This is a genomic window from Lentzea cavernae (genome assembly GCF_014653695.1).
Lineage (GTDB): Bacteria > Actinomycetota > Actinomycetes > Mycobacteriales > Pseudonocardiaceae > Lentzea > Lentzea cavernae.
The window spans coordinates 112,506-131,590 of record NZ_BNAR01000005.1 but is presented as its reverse complement, the minus strand read 5'-3'; the positions used below and the strand labels follow the sequence as shown (position 1 = coordinate 131,590).

Here is a 19,085-nt window from a genome sequence, read left to right as displayed (position 1 = left end):
CACGCCTCGTGACGATCAACGATGTCGAGGCCGCGGCACTGGCCGCAGTGGACGAGGCGGCCATCGGCCGGCTCCTGGTGGACCTCCTCGAGGTCCCGAGCGTGACCGGCAGCGCCGCGGAGTCCGAACTGCAGCACGTGCTGGCCGGACACCTCGAGCGGCTGGACCTCGACGTCGACCTGTGGCCGATGGACCTGGACGAGGTCCGCGCCCACGAGGACTTCCCCGGCGGCGAAGCACCGCGCACCGAGGCCTGGGGCCTGGTCGGCGGCACGCGGCGCAACGACGGCCCGACGCTGATCCTGCAGGGCCACGTCGACGTCGTCCCGCCCGGCGACCTCGCGCAGTGGAAGGGCGACCCGTTCAGCCCGCGCGTCGACGGGGACGTCGTGCACGGACGAGGCGCGTGCGACATGAAGGCCGGTGTCGTGGCGATCCTCGCCGCACTGGCCGCGATCCGCGCCGCCGAGGTGACGCTGCGGGGCCAGGTGTCCGCGCACTTCGTCGTCAGCGAGGAGGACGGCGGCCTCGGCGCGTTCGGCACCCTGCGACGCGGCCACACCGGCGACGCCTGCATCATCACCGAACCGACCAGCGGCGCACTCATGGTCGCCAACGCGGGCGCGCTCACGTTCCGCATCGAGGTCCCCGGCAAGGCCACACACGGCAGCACCCGCTACGCCGGCGTCAGCGCCATCGACGCCTACCTGCCGATCCACGCCGCCCTCGCGCGTCTGGAGACCCGCCGCAACGCCGACGCCGATGCGCTGATGGCCTCCTGGGCGGTGCCGTACCCGTTGTCCGTTGGCACTGTTTCCGCAGGTGACTGGGCCAGTAGCGTGCCCGATCTGCTGGTGGCCGAGGGTCGGCTGGGAGTGGCGCTGGGGGAGGACCCGGCTGCGGCTCGGGCCGATCTGGACGCGTGCGTGGCCGAGGCCTGTGCGGCGGATCCGTGGTTGCGGGCGCACCCCGCCGTGGTGTCGTGGCCTGGTGGTCAGTTCGCGAGCGGGCGGTTGGCCGCGGGGCATCCGCTCGCGGACCTGGTCGGTGGCGCGCACGCCGATGTCACCCGGACCGCGCGGCCTGCCGAGCAGGGTGCACCTTATGGCAGTGATCTGCGGTTGTACGCGGGGGCGGGGATTCCGACCCTGCAGTACGGGCCCGGTGACGTCCGGCTGGCGCACGGTCCTCAGGAGCAGGTTCCGTTGAGCGAGGTCGTCACCGTCACGCGGGCCCTGGTCCTGGCCACCCTGCGCTCAGTCGGCTGATCGCCTCAACGAGGGTCTTCCACCGACACACCCGCGGTGACCTCCCACTCACCGGTCGAGGACGCGCTCCCCTCGACGTGGTACTCGACACCGCTGCTGTTGGTCATTCCGTCGTAGAGGGTGTCCAGGTGGAAGTGGAAACTGCCCGCACCGGAGAGCATGCCCGTGCCCGCCGCCAGTGCTTTGCCCTTCGCCGTGTAGACGACCAGGCCCACCCGGTTGGCCGACGTGGGCTCGCTCCGCACCTCCCACTCCTCGCCCACGCAACTGATACAACGGGCGAGTACTCCGTCGACTCGGCTGAGGAGATTCTTCCGCTGGTCCGCCGGTCCGGCGGAGAACGATCGCTCGACGAAGACCGACATCCAGTACTTGTCCAGGATTCGAAGGGCGAACCCCTCTCGCCGGTCGAAGCCGTCTCCCCAGGACTCCGGCGGATCGATGTCCGGGGGGATGTGATCGGTGGACGTCAGCTCGTCGTGGACTCTGGGCATGATGTGATCTCCTCCTCGAACGTCGGGTTCTCCTCAGGCACGGCCCAGCAGCGCGACGATCAGCAACCCCACGCCGTCCTTCACCGCGGCGAGCACCGCGTCCTTCGCACCACCGAGCACCGCCTTGCCCAGCGCCGACAACCGGCTCCGGTTCGACTCGACCTCCGCCACCACCGCGGCGGGGTCGTTCACCTGACCCTGCGGGCCGACCGCCCCGGTGCGGGTGAGGTGCTCGATGAACGCCCGCAGCTCGGCGATCGCGGCGTTGACGTCCGCGGTGCTCGCCCCCGAGGAGTTGTTGACGGTCATCTCGCTTCTGGACCCGGTCTGCTTGTACTGGCTGCCGTGCACGGTGTCGCCCATGTCGGTCCCCCGCTGGTCAGTTGTTGATGGTCATCCGGCTGCCGGACCCGGTCTGCTTCGTCTGGTTGCCGAGGACCAGGTCCCCGTGGACCTCCACGACGTGCTCGCGGGTCGGCGGTTTCTCGATGGCGTTGACGATCTCCGCCTCGATGCGGTGCAGTTCGGCGAGGTCGGTGCCGGACAGCGCCGTGTACTGGGTGCCTGACGCCTCCAGCAGCAAGGCGTAGTGCTTGCGGCGCAACAGAAGGCGGTAGAGGAACAGCAGCACGAAGTACGCGGTCGACACGCCGAACAGTGCCATCGCGCCCATCAGGAGCTGGGTGGTCAGCGCGCGGCCGCCGACGCCGAGCGCGGGCACCAGCACCACGATCGCCCCGGACACCAGCGCGAACAGCACCAGCAGCACGGCGATCGCCTTCACCGGGTACGAGGTGGCGAGCCTGCCGCCCCACCTGACCTCGAGGGTCTGCACCCTGGAGATGTTCGCCAGCGGGTACACCTGATGCCCGATGCGGACCGTCCGGGGGTTGATCCGGATCTCGGCGACCTTGTCCCGTGCCATGTCCTCGACGGTAGGAGCGCGGTCCTGCCGCGACATCGGGGCCTGCACTGAGAAACGTCCCCTGTCACACAGCTCGCCGTTCCGACGACTACACGGGTGGGAGGGTTGCCGGGGAGGCGTGGTGGAACTGGTGGGCGGGGCGCCGGTGCGCACCCGGCTCCGCCCTGCGCCGCTGATCGGGACGCTCGCCGCGGTCGGTGCGTGCTGGGGTGCGCTGGTGCTGGTGGTGACCGCGTCCGGGCAGCACGAGGGGTCGACCGGGATCGCGTTCTCCGCCGCGGTGGGCGGGGGTTACCTGGTGGCCGGGGTGATCGCGGCCTACCGCAGGCCGGAGGTGCCGGCCGTCCGGATCGGCCTGCTGATGGTGCTGATCGGGATCGGCTGGTTCGCCGAGGACGTGCAGATCTCGGTGGATCCCGTGGTGCACACGGTGGGTCTGCTGCTGCGGTCGGCGTCCGCCGGGTTCCTCGTGCACCTGCTGCTCGCCTACCCGGACGGCGTGCTGCGCACCGGTGTGGACCGGGTGCTCACCGCGGTCTCCTACACGGCGGTGTTCGTGCTCATCCCGGTGAGCACGCTGAGCTTCGACACGCTGATCCCGAACCTGCTGCTGGTGTGGCCGTCGCCGTACGGAGTGGTCGCCAGGGCCGTGGACGGCGTCCAGTTCGTGATCGGCGCGGCCGTGACGGCGGTGCTGGTGCGGCGCTGGGTGACGTCGAGCCGGCCCGCTCGGCGTGTTCTCGCACCGCTGTTCGCCGTCGGGTTGTTCGGCGGGTCCACGTCGGTGCTCGACGCCCTGCTGGGCACCGAGATCTCCTGGCACCACGACGTGCTGGTCGGCATGACCCGTGCGGCGATGCTCGCGTTGCCGCTGGCGTTCCTCAGCGGTGTGTGGCGCGTGCGGCTGGGACGGACGTCGGTGGCGAACCTGCTGGCACGCATGCCCGGTTCGCCGCCGGGGCGGTTGCGCGCACTGCTGGCGCAGGCGCTGGGCGATCCGTCGTTGCAGGTCGGCTACCACCGGCCGGAGCACGGTGACTACGTCGACGCCGACGGACGGCCGGTGCCGCTGGACCGCGCGTTCACCCCGGTCGACCGGGGTGGGCGGCGCGTGGCGGTGCTCGTGCACGACCCGGCGCTGCAGGACGACCACCACGTGCTGCTCGCCGTCGCCTCCGCCGCGGCCCTGGAACTGGACAACCAGCGCCTGGCCGCGGAGGTCCGCGCCCAGCTGGCCGAGGTCAAGGCGTCCAGGGCCAGGATCGTTGCGGCCGGGGACGAACAGCGCAGGCGGGTGGAACGGGACCTGCACGACGGCGCCCAGCAACGGCTGGTCACGGCCGCGCTCACCCTGCGCCTGGCACGGCAGCGGCTGGTCGCCGGTGCGGACGCCGAACTGGACGAGCTGCTGCGCCGCAGTGCCGGCAGCCTCGAGGAGGCGCTCGCCGAGCTGCGTGAACTGGCGCGCGGCATCCACCCGTCGGTGCTCAGCGACCTCGGGCTGAAGCCGGCGTTGCGCGCGCTGGCCGCCCGTTCACCGCAACCGGTCGAGCTGGTCGAGGCCGACCTGCCGGACCTGTCCGAGCTGGTCGCGGCCACCGCGTACTACGTGGCGGCGGAGTCGGTGACCAACGCGCTCAAACACGCGTCCGCCGACCACATCCGCATCGAGGTCGACGTCCGCGACAGCGCGTTGCGGCTGGCCGTGGTCGACGATGGGACGGGTGGCGCCGACCCTGCTCGCGGCACCGGGCTGACCGGCCTGCGCGACCGGGTCTCCGCCGTGGACGGGGTGCTGACGGTGCGCGGAGAACCCGGCACGGGCACCTCGGTCATCGCACTGCTCCCGTTGGAGCGGCCGTGACCGGGCTCGGGGTGGTGATCGCCGACGACGCACGGCTGTTCCGCAGCGCTCTCGCCGAGTTGCTGACGAACGCGGGCTGCCGCATCCTCGCCGAGGTCGGTGACGCGGACGCGCTGCTCGCCGCGGTCGAGGCCAACGTCCCGGACCTCGCGGTGGTCGACATCAGGATGCCGCCACGACACCACCTCGAAGGCCTGCACGCCGCCGTGCGCATCCGCACGAGCCGACCCTCGGTCGGAGTGCTGCTCTTGTCGCAGTACCTGGAGGTCTCGCACCTGACCGAGCTGGTCGGCGACGTCACCCGCGGCGTCGGGTACCTGCTGAAGGACCGGGCGTCCGGCGGTGACTTCCTCAACGCGGTGCACCGCGTCGCCGCCGGTGGCTGCGCGTTCGACCCGGACGTGGTGTCGGCGATGCTGGCCGGTCCCCGGCGACGTGACCTGCTCGACGGGCTGACCGCGCGTGAGCTCGAGGTGCTGGCCCTGATGGCGCAGGGCAGGTCGAACCAGGCGATCGCCGCCGAGCTCAGCCTCACCGGCAAGACCGTGGAAACCCACGTGCGCAACATCTTCCAGCGCCTCACCCTGCCCATCGAGTCGGGCCACCACCGCCGGGTGCTCGCAGTGCTGGCCTACCTCAGGTCCCGCTGATCGGTCCGCTCGGCGAGAACGGTGGCCAGCGCCTCCGCGGACAGCTGGGACTTGGACAGGAACCCGACGGCGGGGGAGCGGCGCACGGCGTCCTCGTACTGGCCGGCCTCGCGCACCGAGCAGAACACGATCGCGGCCCGTGGCACCGCCGCCTGCAGATCGGCGCACGCGCTGATGCCGTCGCGGTCGGGCAGCCCGATGTCCAGCAACACCACGTCAGGGCCGGTGGCGGCCGCGGTGGTCAGCGCCGCGGCGATCGACCCGGCCTCGCCGACGACCCTGAAGCGCCCCTGCTCCAGCAGTGCTCTGGCCACAGCTCGGAACGACGCGTTGTCATCCACGATCAGCACGTCGTCCACCGCACCGAGCATGACCGGCCGGTGCCACACCCGCATCAGGGCTGACCCCTAACCAGATCCCGGCTAGATCTGACCGCCGATAATGTTTACTTATCGGCGGCCAGGATTTTCATGCCCGATAGAGTAGCGTTGCGTTGGATAACGTTAGTGCACACGTAATTCTGCTACGATATCCGCGTGGAGACGAGCTGCAACTTCCCCGGCTGTGAGCGCCCCGTTTTTCGAGGTGGCGGGCCTGGCAGACCCTCGGAGTACTGCGATCTGCCGGAGCACACGCGCTGGCGGGCGTGGAGGGAGCGGCAGCGGCTGGCGGAAACCCCCGAGCAAAACCTGGAGGTCGTCACCGTGACGAATCTTCCTAGGGTCTCCGGTACCGCCAAGATCAGGGCTGAAGAGCTCCTCGACCGCTTCCGAGTGCTCTCGGAACAGATGACCCAGACGCTCGGCAGGGCCGTCGGCGAGCTGAACGCCATGGCGGACCCGAGTGTCGCCGAGAGCCAGATCCAGGCCGCCGAGGCCGAGGCCGCACGCCGGGTCGCGGAGGCGCAGGCGGAAGTGGCCTCCGCCGAACGCCGCCGGCACGACGCGGAGCAGGCGCGCAAGGTGGCCGAGGAGACCACCGAGCAGGCGGTGCGTGCGGCGGAGGAAGCCGACGACGCCGTGGACACGGCGGTGACGGAACGGGACGAGGCCCGGGAGGCCGCGCGGGCCGCCGCCGAGCGGGCCGAGGCCGAGATCGCCGAGGTCAGGGTGCAGGCGTCGGCGTTGATCGAGGAGATCCGGGCCGAGGCGGACGAGAAGGTGCGCCTGGCATCAGAGGCGGCGGAGCAGGCGAAGGCCGACGCGGTGAAGCACGCCGAGCAGGCGCGGCGGCAGGCGGCCAAGGAGATCGAACAGGCCCGTGCCCAGGCCGCGCAGGAGGTCGAGCAGTCACGCGCGGAGGCTCAGGCGGTGGCCGAGCAGGCCAAGGCCGAGGCGTCGGTGGCGGTCGAGGGTGCGGACCAGGTCCGGCAGGAGGCGGCGGAGACCGTCAGCCGGGCCGCGAAGGCACGGGACCAGGCGGTGGTGCGCGCCGAACGCGCGGAGCAGGCCGCGGCGGACGCCCGTGTCGAGCTGGAGCGGGCGCGCGGTGAGTTCGAGGCGCGGTTCGCGCAGGTCAGGCAGGAGAGTGCGGAGCAGGTCGCGGCGGTGCGGCAGACGCTCGCCGTGGTGGAGGACGCGCGCGCTCAGACGTTGACCCGTGCCGAGCGCGCCGAGCGTCAGCTGGACGAGGCCGCGGAGGAACTGCGGGCGGCGCGGCGGGCGAACACCTCGTCCTGAGAGGCGGCCATCTCCCTGAGCACGGACTTGCGTTCGCGCTGGGTGAGCCGGTCGAGGTAGAGCCGGCCGTGGAGGTGGTCGGTCTCGTGTTGCAGGCAGCGGGCGAAGTAGCCCCTGCCCTCGACGACGATCGGGGTGCCGTCCTTGTCCTGGCCGCGCACGACGGCGCGGTCAGGGCGGGCGACCACGCGGTACGGGCCCGGCACCGACAGGCAGCCCTCGGGTTCCTCGAGCAGTGTGCGCTGGTCAGGGGGCAGGTCGTCCAGCACGGGGTTGAGGATGTGGCCGACGTGGTGGGTGCCCCATTCGTCGGTCATGTCCCACACGAACAGCTGCAGGTCGACACCGACCTGGTTCGCGGCGATGGCGGCGCCCTTGGCCATGTGGTTGGTGGCGAACATGTCGTCGATCAGCTGGGTGAGCTCGGGGGTGCCGAACTCGGTGGCCGCTCGGCAGCGGCGGGCCAGGACCTCTTCGCCCACGACGGTGATGCGGCGTGGTGAACCTCGATGAGACATACTTTGCAAAGTAGCAGTCTTTGCAAAGTATTCGGTAGGGTGGTGCCATGTCCCGACGGCCGCTTCCCGACCACCCCGTGCGCATCGCGTTGCTGGACCTGCTGGCCGAGCACGGCACGCTGACCTCCACCCAGGCCGCCGCGCGCCTGGGGCAGAGTTCCGGTCTGTGCTCGTTCCACCTGCGCAAACTCGCCGAGCTCGGGCTGATCGAGGAGGCGCCGCACCAGGGCGGCAAGGCGCGTCCGTGGCAACTGCGCTGGGAGACCGAGGGCGAGCAGGTGGCGGACGAGTCGTTCAGCACGGTCGTGCACGTGACACCGCAGGAGATGGCGGAGATCAGCGCGTCGATCCGGCGGCTGCTGTTCCGCTACCGCGACCGGGGCACGCGTCCGGCCGGCGCGGTAGCGGTCACCGCGGAGGTCAAGTTGCTCAGCGGTGACCCAGTACGCTGACCGGCGATGGACGAGTTGAAAGGCGACTGCGCCAACTGCTTCGGGTTGTGCTGCGTCGCACTGCCGTTCGCGAAGTCAGCCGACTTCGCCGCCACCAAGGACGCGGGCACACCCTGCCGGAACCTGCTGGCCGACCACCGGTGCGGCATCCACGACCAGCTGCGGCCGAAGGGCTACGCCGGCTGCACCGTCTACGACTGCTTCGGCGCGGGCCAGCGGGTGTCGCAGACCGTGTTCGGCGGCGTCGACTGGCGCACCGCGGGACGCCAGCAGATGTTCGCGGTGTTCCCCCTGGTCAGGCAGCTGCACGAACTGCTCTGGTACCTCGCCGAAGCCCACCGCCTCGACCCGCATGACGACCTCGCCGCCGCGTTCGCCGAGGTGGAGCAGCACACCGTCGCCACCCCGGACGCCATCCTCACGCTCGACGTCGCGGAGGTCCGGGCGAAGGTGAACGTCCTGCTGCTGCGCACCAGCGAGCGGCTGCGGACCAGCGCGAAGTCCTACCGGGGCGCCGACCTGATCGGTGCGCGGCTGCGGAACAAGAACTTGAGCAGCGCGGACTTCCGGGGCGCGTACCTGATCGGCGCGGACCTCACGAACTCCGACCTGGCACGGGCGGACATGATCGGTGCCGACCTGCGGGGCGCCGATCTGTCGGGGGCGGACTTGAGCACGTGCCTGTTCCTGACGCAGCCGCAGGTCAACGCGGCGCGGGGCAACGCCCGGACGAAGCTGCCCGCCGCGTTGTCGCGGCCCGCGCACTGGACCGCGGAGCCCACCCGCCGTCGCTGACGAACACGCGAATCACGCGGGGCTGGCCTGCGCCTACGGGTTTGACTGAAAATTCAGTCAGGAGCTAGGGTGCGGACGTGAACAGGCGCAACTTCGTGCAGTCGGCGGCGGCCACCATCAGCGGCCTGCTCACCGGCTGCACGCCCGAGGGCAGCACCACGAGTGCCGCCAAGTCGTGGGTGATGCCCGAAGAGGGCGAACCGCACCGCCGGACGTGGATGGCGTTCGCGGCCAGCGAGCGGATCTGGGGCCGCGACCTGCTGCCCCGGGTGAGGCGTGACCAGGCGACGATCGCGACCACGATCGCCCGGTTCGAGCCGGTGTCGATGCTGGTCAGGACCGAGGACCTCGACCTGGCCCGTCAGCTGATGCCGGGGATCGAGCTGGTGACCGCGGAGCTGGACGACCTGTGGATGCGCGACACCGGACCGGTGTTCGTGCGCGGCGGGGGCGCTGTCGACTTCAACTTCTCCGGCTGGGGCGGCAAGCAGGAGCACCGCCGCGACGCGGAGGTCGCCGGGTTCGTGGCCGGTCGGGCCGGTGTGGAGCGGGTGCGCACGGATCTGGTGCTGGAGGGTGGTGCGCTGGAGGTCGACGGGGAGGGCACGGCGATCATCACCGAGAGCTGCGTGCTCAACTCCAACCGCAACCCGGGCTGGACGAAGAGCGAGGTCGAACAGGAGCTCGCCCACCTGCTGGGCATCAGGAAGGTGATCTGGTTGCCGGGCATCGCCGGGCGCGACATCACCGACGGGCACACCGACTTCTACGCGCGGTTCGCCGGGCCCGGTGTGGTGGTGGCGGGGCTGGACAACGACCCCGAGTCGTTCGACCACGAGGTGACGCGCCGGCATCTGGAGGTCCTGCGCGGCGCGACCGATGCGGCGGGCAGGTCGTTGCGGGTCGAGGTGCTGCAGGGGCCGGGGACGGTGCGGGTGCGGGATGAGGACTTCGCGGCCGGGTACGTCAACTTCTACGTGTGCAACGGTGCGGTCGTCGGGCCGGAGTTCGGTGACGTGCGGGCGGACGCGGCGGCGAAGGCGACGCTGGAGAGGCTGTTCCCCGGACGGGTGGTGGTGCAGATCAACATCGACGGGATCGCGTCGGGCGGTGGCGGCATCCACTGCACCACGCAACAGGAACCGAGGTGAGGGCGCCGATGTCGGAGCGCAGGACGCAGATGCTCGAGGCCGCGGTGCGGGTGATCGCGCAGGACGGTGTGCGCGGGTTGCGCGTGGAGAAGCTCGCGGCCGAGGCCGGGGTGTCGACGGCGTTGATCTACTACCACTTCAAGGACAGGGCAGGGATCCTGCGGGCCGCGCTGGAGCACGTGAACCACCGCGCGCAGACCTACACCGGTGAGGTGACGTCGGACGATCCGCGCACGCAGGTGGAGCAGATGCTGCTGGCCGAGCTGCAGGACACCGACGTCGTGCGGGAGACCAGCGTCGCGTGGGGTGAGCTGCGGGCCAGCGCGGCCTTCCACCCCGAGCTGCGCGCGACGTTGCTGAGCACCACCGAGGCGTGGAACGCCGACGTGGAGACCCTGGTGCGGCAGGCGAATCCGGACCTCGACGCGGCGGCGGCCGCCGAACGGCTCACCGCGCTGGTCGAGGGGCTGAGCGAGCGCTGGCACAGCGGCTCGCTGACCCTGGGCCGCGCGCGGGAGCTGCTAGCGGGTGCGGTCGAGCGGGAGCTGGGTTAGACCGACAGGCGCTGCTGGGCGACGGCGCGCGCGAAGCCCTCGACGTTGTCGATCATGATGTTGTGGCCGGTGTTCGGCACGGAGACGAGCTGCACGCCGGCGCCGGCGAGTTCGCGGCCGCCGCTGGGCGGTGCGTCCTCGGGGTAGAGGAAGACGCGCGGGATCTCCAGTTCCAGCAACAGCTTGCGCATCGTCGGGGACGTGCCGCGCACGAGGTCGACGGCGCTGCGGTAGAGGGCTTCGCGGCCGGCCATGCGCATGGTGGCGGCCCAGTGCGGGCCGACGTCGCGCAGCACGCGGTCGAAGCCGTGGGCGAGGAAGTCGGCCTCGCTGTAGGCGGCGACGCCGCGGCTGCCGGGAGCGCCGAGGGACGGGCTGACCGGGTCGATGGTGGGGTCGACGAGCACGAGCGAGCGCACCATCTCGGGGTGGCGCGCGGCGAGCACGATGGCGACGGCACCGCCCATGCCGTGGCCGATGATCTCGCAGCGGCGCAGCCCGATCTTGGCCAGCGACACGGCGAGGGCGTCCGCGTGGCCCTCGAGCGAGTAGGCGAACCCGCTGGGCCTGTCGCTGATGCCGAAGCCGAGCATGTCCACCATCAGGCTGCGGCGCCCGGCCAGCAGCGGGTGCGCGACCGCCTCTGCGTAGTAGGGCGCCGACGAGGCGCCCAGTCCGTGCAGGTAGACGCGTGCCGGTGTGGCACCCGGCACTTCGACCCAGCGGATCCGGACCCCAGGTCTGATCTCGACGGCGCGCATGTCTCTCCCGGCGGTAATCGGTGTGCGGACCCTACATCGCGCCCAGGCTGCCCGAGAGCGGTTTCGAGAGTCCGTTCTCATCTAGTCGACGAGCCGCGCGGACACCACTGCGAGCAGCAGCGTCACGGCGGTGAAAACGAAGGTGTAGCCGAATCCTATGGCGGCGTGCAGAGGGCGTGATCGCGCTCCCTCGCACAGTTCGAGTTGCCAGTACGCGGCGCCGAGGCCGAGAACGAGCCAGGGCAGCACGATCACCGCCGGCACCGGTCCGCCCAGCAGAGCGCTGACCGCGAACGGTGTGGCGGCGGTGAGCAGGCCCGTGCCGATCGCCAGCGTCCGCGGTCGTGCGGCGGGTTCGCCGGACACGCGCGCGGCCGCTGCCGCGATCACCGCCGCGAGGACGGTGGCGGTGATCATCGTGCCGAGCAGCCAGGCGCTTTCGGGGGCGCCGGAGGTGAGGGGCACGAGGGCGAGGGCGATCAGCAGGACGACGGCGACGGGTGTCAGCGGGAGCACCCAGGCGCGGCGAAGGGCCATCGCGTGATGTTCGTCCACCCGAGCGCCGGCCGACAGCGACCGAACGGCGCATTAACGCGCCCCGGGGTGCACTGGCAACACCTCTGACACCGACTGTTCCGGCATGTGGTCGCCGTTGGCCGATCCCGTTCGGGTGCGGATGATGACCAGCACCTCGACGGATTGGACGCCGGCATGCGACAACTGATCCTCCTCGCGTTGGTGGGCCTGGGCGCCCAGCTCGTCGACGGCAGCCTCGGCATGGCCTACGGCGTGACCTCGACGACGCTGCTGCTGGCGATCGGCACCAATCCCGCGGCGGCGTCGGCGACGGTGCACCTGGCGGAGATCGGCACGACGCTGGCGTCCGGGTTCTCGCACTGGCGCTTCGGCAACGTCGACTGGAAGGTCGTCGCGAAGATCGGCATCCCGGGCGCGGTGGGCGCGTTCGCGGGGGCGACGTTCCTGTCGAGCCTGTCCACCGAGGTCGCCGCGCCGATCATGTCGCTGGTGCTGCTGACGCTCGGCCTGTACGTGCTGATCCGGTTCACGACGTTCGGGCTGCCCAAGACCAACCTGGGCAAGCCGCTGCGCAAGAGGTTCCTCGCGCCGCTGGGCCTGGTCGCCGGGTTCGTCGACTCGACCGGCGGCGGTGGCTGGGGCCCGGTCGGCACGCCCGCGATCCTCGCCAGCGGCCGGTTGGAGCCGCGCAAGACGATCGGGTCGATCGACACCAGCGAGTTCCTCGTCGCCGTGGCCGCCAGCATCGGCTTCATCGTCGGCATCGGCAACGAGGGCGTGAACTACTCGTGGGTGCTCGCGCTGCTGGCGGGCGGCCTGATCGCCGCGCCGATCGCGGCGTGGCTGGTGCGGCACATCCCGCCGCGCGTGCTCGGCTCGGCGGTCGGTGGCGTGATCATCCTGACCAACGTCCGCACCCTGCTGCGCAGCGACTGGATCGACGCGAGCGACGCGGTGAAGTGGCCGATCTACGGGCTGATCTACGTGGTGTGGGCGGCGGCGCTGGCGTACTCGATCCAGCAGTACCGCGCGAACCGCGACCTGGAGCGCGAGGTCGTGGCGGAGGCGGACAAGGCGGAGAAGGTCTAGGCGCTGTCCTGTAAGTTCGTTCGGTGAGAGGGGCGGGCGAGAGTCCCGGAGGCGGTGCCGCCGCCACGCCCTCATACCGGGCGTATTCGGGCGTTGCGGCGGTGCCGCCTCTGGGGCCCTCGGCCGCCACTGTCGCCCAACGAGCTTGCAGGACAGCGCCTAGTCGACTCCGAGGGCTGCGCACGCGGCGTTGACGGTCGCGGTGCGCAGCTCGTCGAAGGGCGCGTCGGGGAACTGCATGGTGCAGTCCTGCATGCCGCCGAACGCCAGCACGGCGCGTGCCTGCTGTTCCAGGGGGGCCGCAGGACCGACGACGACGTCGGTGAGCCGCCCGCGCCAGGCGAGGACGACGTCGATCAGGCCGAGTTCGGCGAGCGTGGTCATCTCGGTGAGCAGCAGCAACATGTCCTTGCGGTGGCGGTGGTGGAAGTCGAAGAACCCCTCCATCACCTCACGGGGGGTGACGCCGGCGCGTTGCTCGATGCGGGTCAGGAAGTTCTCGCCGTCCTCGAGCAGTGGCGTGACGATGCTGCGCACCAGCTCGTCGCGTGAGGCGAAGTGGTAATACAGCGCCGGCTTGGTGATGCCGAGGTGGTCGGCGATCTCCTGCAGGCTGGTCTGCTGCACGCCCTGGCGGACGAACAGCTCGCGCGCGGTCTGCAGGATGCGCTGCTTGGTGTCGGAGTGACGGGCCACGGTCAAATCTTACTTAACGATCGGTAAGCCGCAGTGCTAGAGTCACCGCCGGGGACTTACTGACCGTTAAGTAAGGGGGATTGACGTGCGGATACTCGTTTCCGGCGCCAGCATCGCGGGGCCGGTGCTCGCCTACTGGCTGACCCGGTACGGGCACGAGGTCACGGTGGTCGAACGTTCGCCGGCGCTGCGCAAGACCGGCGGGCACGCGGTCGACCTGTTCAAGCCCGCCATGGACATCTCCGAGCGCATGGGCGTGCTGCCGCGCGTCGAGGCGCTCGCGACCGGCACCGAACGCATCTCGATGCTGCGGGAGGGCACCCGCAGACCGGTGCGCGGTGACGTCACGAAGATCTTCGCGGCCGCGTCGGACCGGCACGTCGAGGTCATGCGCGACGACCTGAGCGAGATCTACTTCGACGCCACGCGCGAGGACGTCGAGTACGTGTTCGGCGACTCGATCACCTCTGTGGGCCAGGACGGCGAGGTGACGTTCGAGGGCGGTGCGCCGCGGCGGTTCGACCTGGTGATCGGGGCGGACGGGCTGCACTCGAACGTGCGGCGGCTGGTGTTCGGCGAGGTCGAGAAGACGTTCGTGGGCGCCTATCTGGCCGTGGTGTCGGTACCGCGGGAGGTGGGTTCGCCGGGCGAGATGACCGGGCACATCGGGCCGGGGCGCAGTGCGGCGGTCTACGGGGCGCGGCACCTGGACGACGCGCGGGCGGTGTTCCTGTTCCGCTCACCGGAGCTGTCCTATCACCACCGCGACGTCGCACGGCAGAAGGAATTGCTGCGGGAGGCGTTCGCGGGGCTGCACCCGCAGGTCGAGGAGTGGATGTCGCACCTGGACTCCGGCAGGGCGTTCTACTTCGACTCGATCACGCAGCTGCGGGAGGACACCTGGTCACGGGGACGGGTGGCGCTGGTCGGCGACGCGGCCTACTGCCCCGGTCCGGCGATCGGCGGCAGCACGAGCCTGGCCGTGGTCGGCGCGTACGTGCTCGCCGGTGAGCTGGCGGGTTCGGATCATCAGGCGGCGTTCGCGCGGTACGAGAACGAGATGCGCGGTCTCGTGCACACCAGCCGCGAGTTCGCGCTCGGGTTCGCGAAGACGCTGATCCCGGCCACTCGTGCCGGGGTGTGGGGGCTGACGTTCGGGATGCGGGTGTTCACGGCGTTGCCGTCGTGGCTCGCGGTGCGGCTGGCGAAGCTGAACACCGGCGGCGTGCGGATGTACGACTCGGTGCGGGTGAAGGACTACGAGGCTCAGGACGCCGGTACCCCGGCGCCCTGAGCGCTCAGCCGGCTAGAACTGCAGGCTCCACTTGTCGAGGAACCCGGTGTCCTGGTTGGCGTTGTCGTTGACCCGCAGCTGCCAGTTGCCGTTGGCGACCTCGCTGGAGGCGTTGACGGTGTAGGTGGTGTTGATGTTGTCCGTGCCGCCGCCCGCGCGGTTGTGCAGGACGTAGACCGTGCCGTCGGGAGCGATCAGGTCCACCTTCAGGTCGCCCTGGTAGGTGTGCTTGATGTCCACGGCGACCTTGAGCGTCGACGGGGCGTTACCCGTGACGCCGGAGACCGCGATCGGCGAGTTGACGGTGGTGTTGTCGCGGATCTGGAAGTCCGCGGCGTTCTCGAAGAACTTGCCGCCGGGGTCGGGCGGGTTCACGCCGCAGTACTGCGCTTCCTTGCCGATGGCCTCGTAGGGGCAGTCGGCGCGTTCGAGCAGCTGCAGCACGGCCTCCTTGTTGCGGGAGGTCTGCGCCGGGATCACCTCGTCGGGCGGGTAGAAGCCGCCACCGCCGGCGCTGCCGGGGTACATCTCGAAGGTGTAGGCGAAGACACCCTGCGTGCCCCACAGCCAGTCCGGGATCGACCCGTCGGTGATGTACAGGTCGCTGGACTGCTCGGGGGTGTAGCCGTTGCTCGACGCCATCGACTGGCCGATGGTGGCGAACGTGTCGCGCTGGTCCTGGGTCAGGCCCGGCGCGATGTCGTCGTAGGTCCAGCCCCACGGCCACAGGATGAGCTCGCTGTAGGTGTGGAAGTCGATCGACGCGCTGATCTGCTGCTTGCCGCCGACGTTGCGGCCGCGCACGAAGTCGGCCACGACCTTCACCTCGGGCGCGGACTCCGCGCTCGGCCCGCGGTAGGTCTCGGAGCCGGTGCTGCCGCTGGAACCGCCGCAGCAGCCCCACTTGTAGCCCCAGTTGCGGTTGAGGTCGGTGCCGACGTTGGCCGAACCGGCGTTGGGCTGCCGGTTCTTGCGCCACGACCGGTAGGTGCCGGTCGCGATGTCGTACTCGCCGCCGTCGGGGTTGACGTCCGGGATGATCCAGATCTCGCGGGTGTCCACGAGGCCCTTGATGCGCGCGTCGGACGCGTACTGGGTCGTGAACTGGTTGATCAGGTAGAGCGCCATCTCGACGGTGAGGTGCTCACGGGCGTGCTGGTGGTGCGTGAACAGCACCTCCGGCTCGTTCTCGTCGACGCCGACGTTGTCGCTGATCTTGAGGGCGACGATGTCGCGGTTCTCGTAGGACTTGCCGATGACCTGCTTGCTGATCAGGTTCGGGTACGCCGCGACGGCGTTGTTGATCGCCGTCGTCATCTCGGCGTAGTTGTGGTAGTTCGAGTCCGCGGCGGGGAAGTCGAACGGGCCGACCGCCGAGTTCGCCTCCAGCCGCTTGGGCAGCTCGGTGACCTCGAACCCCTGTGCCCGCAGGCTCTTCGCCTCGCGCCCGGTCGCGGTGACCACGACGATGCCGTGTTCCTCGATCGAGTCGATCGCGGCACCGGACTTGGCGAGCTTGGAGCGCTGCTCAGCGGTGCGGACGTTGCTGACCTGGTAGTTCGTCGACGTTTCCTCGGCGCCGGGTGCCGCGCCGGTGGGCACGCCTCCCATGGCGAACACGACGCTCGCGGCGACGGTGACCCCGATCAGGGGTCTGAGATGGCTCTTTCGCATGCAGGGCAACCCTTTCGGACCACGTGCAGGGACATGGCTCCGCAATGTTTAGTCCGTGTGAAGGCTCACTGTCAGCCCGCCATTCGTATGGGGTTGGCTGGTGGGATGACGCGCTACGACGCCGTGGAGGCCGCCTCCTACCGGGTGGCCCGGGAGATTCCGGTCGAGGCGCTGGCGCCGTGGCGGGACGCGGTGGAGCCGTACCTGCGGCCGGATCGCGTGGTGCTGGACCTGGGCGCGGGGACGGGGTTGTTCGTGCGGGCGTTCGCCGCGTGGTTCCCCGAGGTGCCGGTGGTGGCGGTGGAGCCGTCGGCGGACATGCGGGCGGCGTCGGGGCTGCCGATGCTGGCCGGGGACGCGTGCGCGGTGCCGTTGCCGGACTCGTCGGTGGACGTGGTGTGGATGTCGACGGTGATCCACCACGTGCGGGACCTGCCCGCCGCCGGGCGTGAGCTGCGGCGGGTGCTGCGGCCGGGTGGCGTGGTGGTGCTGCGGTCGTTGTTCCGCGAGCGGCACGGCGGGATCGGGTTGTTCCGGTTCTTCCCCGAGGCGGTGCGCGGGCTGCCCGGGTTTCCGACGGTGCGGGAGGTGGCGCAGGGCCTGGGGTTCGCGGTGGAGCGGCTGGAGGCGGTCCCTCAGGTGACGGCGTCGTCGTTGGCGGACAAGGCTTCTACGGTGCGCCAGGAGGCGGACACGCTGCTGCGGTCGCTGACGGTGGAGGAGTTCGAGGCGGGACGGGAGCGGTTGCGGGCGGCGGCCGCGGTCGAGTCCGGGCCGGTGGTGGATCACCTGGATCTGCTGGTGCTCAGAACTGTCGGTGCCGTCTGAGACGCTTCTCGGTGTGGACGAGAAGACGCTGCTGCACTGGTACCTGAACTCGGCGCGCACCGCGCTGCTGTGGAAGCTCGAGGGCCTCTCGGAGTACGACGTGCGCCGCCCGCTGACGCCGACGGGCACGAACCTGCTCGGGTTGGTGAAGCACGCGGCCGGGGTGGAGCTCAACTACTTCGGGCGCGTGTTCGACCGGCCGTTCCCCGAGCCGCCGCGGTGGTCGACGGCGGAGGCGTTACCGGCGTCGGACATGTACGCCGACGTGGACGAGTCGCGGGAGTCGGTCGTCGCGTTCTACGAGCGCGTGCGGGAGTTCGCCGACGCGACGATCGCGGCGGTGCCGCTGGACGGGCCCGGTCTGGTGTCGTGGTGGTCGGAGGGCCGGCGCGAGGTGACGTTGCGCCACGTCCTGGTCCAGGTGTCGATCGAGCTGCACCGCCACGCCGGGCACGCGGACGTGGTGCGGGAGCTGATCGACGGCGCGGTCGGCATGCAGGACGGCAACTCGAACATGCCGCCGGTGGAGCCGTCGTGGTGGGCGGGGCACCACGCCCGGCTGGAGGAAATCGCCGCCGCGTCGAGCCGGGCTCTGCAAGGGTGACGGCCATGGCCTCCGACCCGAAAGCCGACCTGCACCGCTACCTCAAGACCGCCCGCGAGTCGTTCCTGTGGAAGCTCGAGGGCCTCTCGGAGTACGACGTGCGCCGCCCGCTGACCCCGACGGGCACGAACCTGCTGGGCCTGGCCAAGCACCTGGCCGGGGTGGAGGCGGGGTACTTCGGCGACTGCCTGGGCCGCCCGTTCCCGGAGACGCTGCCGTTCGACGTCGACGCCGACCCGAACTCGGACATGTTCGCCACCGCGCAGGAGTCCCGCGAGTCCGTGCTGGGGTTGTTCGCGCGGGCGACGGCGTTCGCCGACACGAGCATCGAGGAGCTGCCGCTGGACGCGCCGGGGGTCGTGCCGTGGTGGCCCGAGGAGCGCAAGTACGTGACGTTGCACCTGCTGCTGGTGCACGAGATCGCCGAGGTGAACCGGCACGCCGGGCACGCGGACATCCTGCGCGAGGGGCTCGACGGCGTGGCCGGGTTGCGGTCGGGCAACTCGAACCTGCCCGACCAGGACTGGCAGGCGCACTGGGACCGGGTGGAACTGGAGGCGCGCACGGCGGCCGGTCTGGCGTGACGGGGCCGTTCACGGGCTGGAATCGTGGCTGACAGGGCGGCTGGAACGATCAATACTGCGGAGCATGGGTAAGGAATACGAGCGCATCGAACCGCGGCTGTGGAAGTTCATCGAGGAGCAGAAGGTGTTCTTCGTGGCCACCGCGCCGCTGACGGGCGACGGGCACGTCAACCTCTCGCCCAAGGGCCGGCAGGGCACGCTGCGGATCCTCGACGACCGCACGGTGGCCTATCTCGACTTCGGCGGCAGCCACGCCGAGACGATCGCGCACCTGCGGGAGAACGGCCGCATCACGCTGATGTGGTGCGCGTTCGAGGGCCCGCCCAACATCGTGCGCGTCCACGGCCGCGGTGAGCCGGTGTTCCGCGACGACCCGCGCTTCGCCGGGCTGGTGGCGGGGTTCGGGGAGGCCGACGGGCCTGCGGTGCGGGCGGTGGTGGTGGTGACGGCGGAGCTGATCAGCGACACGTGCGGGTACGCGGTGCCGTTCATGGACTACCGCTCGGAGCGCGACCTGCACGCGGACTACTTCGGCCGCAAGAGCGACGAGGAGTTCCGCGAGTACACGAACAAGAAGCCGTACAACAACGCGAGCATCGACGGTCTGCCCGCGATGCCGCTGCCGTTGCCTCCCCGCTAGGAGAAAACTTCGGCGCGTGATGTCGAGA

The 19,085-nt window shown here is 70.6% G+C and carries 23 protein-coding genes; 14 read left to right on the top strand and 9 right to left on the bottom strand.

The genetic code is table 11. The annotated features are described in order from the left end of the window. Positions 1-8 precede the first annotated feature (8 nt). Positions 9-1,268 carry an ArgE/DapE family deacylase gene (locus IE307_RS18045; protein WP_229904822.1) on the top strand — a complete coding sequence of 420 codons (1,260 nt, stop codon included), beginning with the start codon at positions 9-11 and terminating at the stop codon, positions 1,266-1,268. Between the two features lie 5 nt (positions 1,269-1,273). Here the strand turns inward: IE307_RS18045 and IE307_RS18040 are convergent, their stop codons facing one another. The 3 genes from IE307_RS18040 to IE307_RS18030 are packed head-to-tail and all read right to left on the bottom strand — an operon-like array spanning position 1,274 to position 2,687. Further along, positions 1,274-1,762, bottom strand: coding sequence for a hypothetical protein (locus IE307_RS18040; RefSeq protein ID WP_191299135.1), 489 nt, complete (start codon positions 1,760-1,762; stop codon positions 1,274-1,276). Between the two features lie 33 nt (positions 1,763-1,795). Further along, the gene (locus IE307_RS18035) at positions 1,796-2,125 is read right to left on the bottom strand and encodes a hypothetical protein (RefSeq protein WP_191299134.1); all 330 of its coding nucleotides are present in this window, start codon (positions 2,123-2,125) and stop codon (positions 1,796-1,798) included. Between the two features lie 16 nt (positions 2,126-2,141). Continuing rightward, a complete protein-coding gene (locus tag IE307_RS18030) occupies positions 2,142-2,687 on the bottom strand; it encodes a DUF6232 family protein (protein WP_191299133.1) in 546 nt (181 codons plus the stop codon). 121 nt (positions 2,688-2,808) lie between these two features. Here IE307_RS18030 and IE307_RS18025 point away from each other — a divergent pair, with 121 nt between their 5' ends. Next, the gene (locus IE307_RS18025; RefSeq protein ID WP_229904821.1) at positions 2,809-4,551 is read left to right on the top strand and encodes a sensor histidine kinase; all 1,743 of its coding nucleotides are present in this window, start codon (positions 2,809-2,811) and stop codon (positions 4,549-4,551) included. Continuing rightward, positions 4,548-5,201 (top strand): LuxR C-terminal-related transcriptional regulator, encoded by a 654-nt coding sequence (locus tag IE307_RS18020; protein WP_229904820.1) that lies wholly within the window; start codon positions 4,548-4,550, stop codon positions 5,199-5,201. Before IE307_RS18025 ends, IE307_RS18020 begins: the two co-directional genes overlap by 4 nt. Here IE307_RS18020 and IE307_RS18015 read toward each other — a convergent pair. Further along, positions 5,183-5,596 carry a response regulator gene (locus IE307_RS18015; RefSeq protein WP_191299131.1) on the bottom strand — a complete coding sequence of 138 codons (414 nt, stop codon included), beginning with the start codon at positions 5,594-5,596 and terminating at the stop codon, positions 5,183-5,185. The two genes, IE307_RS18020 and IE307_RS18015, sit on opposite strands and share 19 nt — an antisense overlap. A 309-nt stretch (positions 5,597-5,905) precedes the next feature. Between IE307_RS18015 and IE307_RS18010 the strand changes: the two genes are divergently transcribed. Continuing rightward, the gene (locus IE307_RS18010; protein ID WP_191299130.1) at positions 5,906-6,880 is read left to right on the top strand and encodes a hypothetical protein; all 975 of its coding nucleotides are present in this window, start codon (positions 5,906-5,908) and stop codon (positions 6,878-6,880) included. Here the strand turns inward: IE307_RS18010 and def are convergent. Continuing rightward, on the bottom strand, positions 6,820-7,398 hold the full coding sequence (def, locus tag IE307_RS18005; protein WP_191299129.1) for a peptide deformylase: 579 nt from the start codon (positions 7,396-7,398) through the stop codon (positions 6,820-6,822). The two genes, IE307_RS18010 and def, sit on opposite strands and share 61 nt — an antisense overlap. A gap of 47 nt (positions 7,399-7,445) precedes the next feature. Between def and IE307_RS18000 the strand changes: the two genes are divergently transcribed. From IE307_RS18000 to IE307_RS17985, 4 genes are all read left to right on the top strand, one after another. Continuing rightward, on the top strand, positions 7,446-7,850 hold the full coding sequence (locus IE307_RS18000) for a winged helix-turn-helix domain-containing protein (RefSeq protein ID WP_191299128.1): 405 nt from the start codon (positions 7,446-7,448) through the stop codon (positions 7,848-7,850). A gap of 6 nt (positions 7,851-7,856) precedes the next feature. Next, entirely contained in the window at positions 7,857-8,645 is a 789-nt protein-coding gene (locus tag IE307_RS17995) for a pentapeptide repeat-containing protein (protein WP_191299127.1), read from the top strand. Between the two features lie 77 nt (positions 8,646-8,722). Further along, a complete protein-coding gene (locus IE307_RS17990) occupies positions 8,723-9,796 on the top strand; it encodes an agmatine deiminase family protein (RefSeq protein ID WP_229904819.1) in 1,074 nt (357 codons plus the stop codon). A gap of 8 nt (positions 9,797-9,804) precedes the next feature. Continuing rightward, on the top strand, positions 9,805-10,350 hold the full coding sequence (locus IE307_RS17985; RefSeq protein ID WP_191299126.1) for a TetR/AcrR family transcriptional regulator: 546 nt from the start codon (positions 9,805-9,807) through the stop codon (positions 10,348-10,350). Here IE307_RS17985 and IE307_RS17980 read toward each other — a convergent pair. Both IE307_RS17980 and IE307_RS17975 read right to left on the bottom strand, forming a co-directional pair. Continuing rightward, the gene (locus IE307_RS17980; RefSeq protein WP_191299125.1) at positions 10,347-11,111 is read right to left on the bottom strand and encodes an alpha/beta fold hydrolase; all 765 of its coding nucleotides are present in this window, start codon (positions 11,109-11,111) and stop codon (positions 10,347-10,349) included. The two genes, IE307_RS17985 and IE307_RS17980, sit on opposite strands and share 4 nt — an antisense overlap. Positions 11,112-11,192: 81 nt before the next feature. Next, positions 11,193-11,648 carry a hypothetical protein gene (locus tag IE307_RS17975; RefSeq protein ID WP_191299124.1) on the bottom strand — a complete coding sequence of 152 codons (456 nt, stop codon included), beginning with the start codon at positions 11,646-11,648 and terminating at the stop codon, positions 11,193-11,195. Between the two features lie 174 nt (positions 11,649-11,822). Here IE307_RS17975 and IE307_RS17970 point away from each other — a divergent pair, with 174 nt between their 5' ends. Next, on the top strand, positions 11,823-12,737 hold the full coding sequence (locus IE307_RS17970; RefSeq protein WP_191299123.1) for a sulfite exporter TauE/SafE family protein: 915 nt from the start codon (positions 11,823-11,825) through the stop codon (positions 12,735-12,737). 159 nt (positions 12,738-12,896) lie between these two features. On the opposite strand, the gene IE307_RS17965 is transcribed toward IE307_RS17970, so the two are convergent. Beyond that, positions 12,897-13,433: a TetR/AcrR family transcriptional regulator gene (locus IE307_RS17965; RefSeq protein WP_191299122.1), complete on the bottom strand. Its 537-nt coding sequence runs from the start codon at positions 13,431-13,433 to the stop codon at positions 12,897-12,899. 85 nt (positions 13,434-13,518) lie between these two features. Here IE307_RS17965 and IE307_RS17960 point away from each other — a divergent pair, with 85 nt between their 5' ends. Continuing rightward, positions 13,519-14,727 carry an FAD-dependent monooxygenase gene (locus tag IE307_RS17960; RefSeq protein ID WP_191299121.1) on the top strand — a complete coding sequence of 403 codons (1,209 nt, stop codon included), beginning with the start codon at positions 13,519-13,521 and terminating at the stop codon, positions 14,725-14,727. Between the two features lie 12 nt (positions 14,728-14,739). On the opposite strand, the gene IE307_RS17955 is transcribed toward IE307_RS17960, so the two are convergent. Beyond that, positions 14,740-16,401: a M14 family metallopeptidase gene (locus IE307_RS17955; protein WP_191299120.1), complete on the bottom strand. Its 1,662-nt coding sequence runs from the start codon at positions 16,399-16,401 to the stop codon at positions 14,740-14,742. 105 nt (positions 16,402-16,506) lie between these two features. Here IE307_RS17955 and IE307_RS17950 point away from each other — a divergent pair, with 105 nt between their 5' ends. The 4 genes from IE307_RS17950 to IE307_RS17935 all read left to right on the top strand — a co-directional run bounded on the left by IE307_RS17950 (position 16,507) and on the right by IE307_RS17935 (position 19,057). Then, a complete protein-coding gene (locus tag IE307_RS17950; protein WP_191299119.1) occupies positions 16,507-17,229 on the top strand; it encodes a class I SAM-dependent methyltransferase in 723 nt (240 codons plus the stop codon). 13 nt (positions 17,230-17,242) lie between these two features. Beyond that, a complete protein-coding gene (locus IE307_RS17945) occupies positions 17,243-17,833 on the top strand; it encodes a DinB family protein (protein WP_191299118.1) in 591 nt (196 codons plus the stop codon). Between the two features lie 5 nt (positions 17,834-17,838). Then, positions 17,839-18,417 (top strand): DinB family protein, encoded by a 579-nt coding sequence (locus IE307_RS17940; protein WP_191299117.1) that lies wholly within the window; start codon positions 17,839-17,841, stop codon positions 18,415-18,417. A 64-nt stretch (positions 18,418-18,481) separates the two neighbouring features. Next, the gene (locus tag IE307_RS17935) at positions 18,482-19,057 is read left to right on the top strand and encodes a pyridoxamine 5'-phosphate oxidase family protein (RefSeq protein WP_191299116.1); all 576 of its coding nucleotides are present in this window, start codon (positions 18,482-18,484) and stop codon (positions 19,055-19,057) included. The last annotated feature ends 28 nt before the right edge of the window (positions 19,058-19,085 follow it).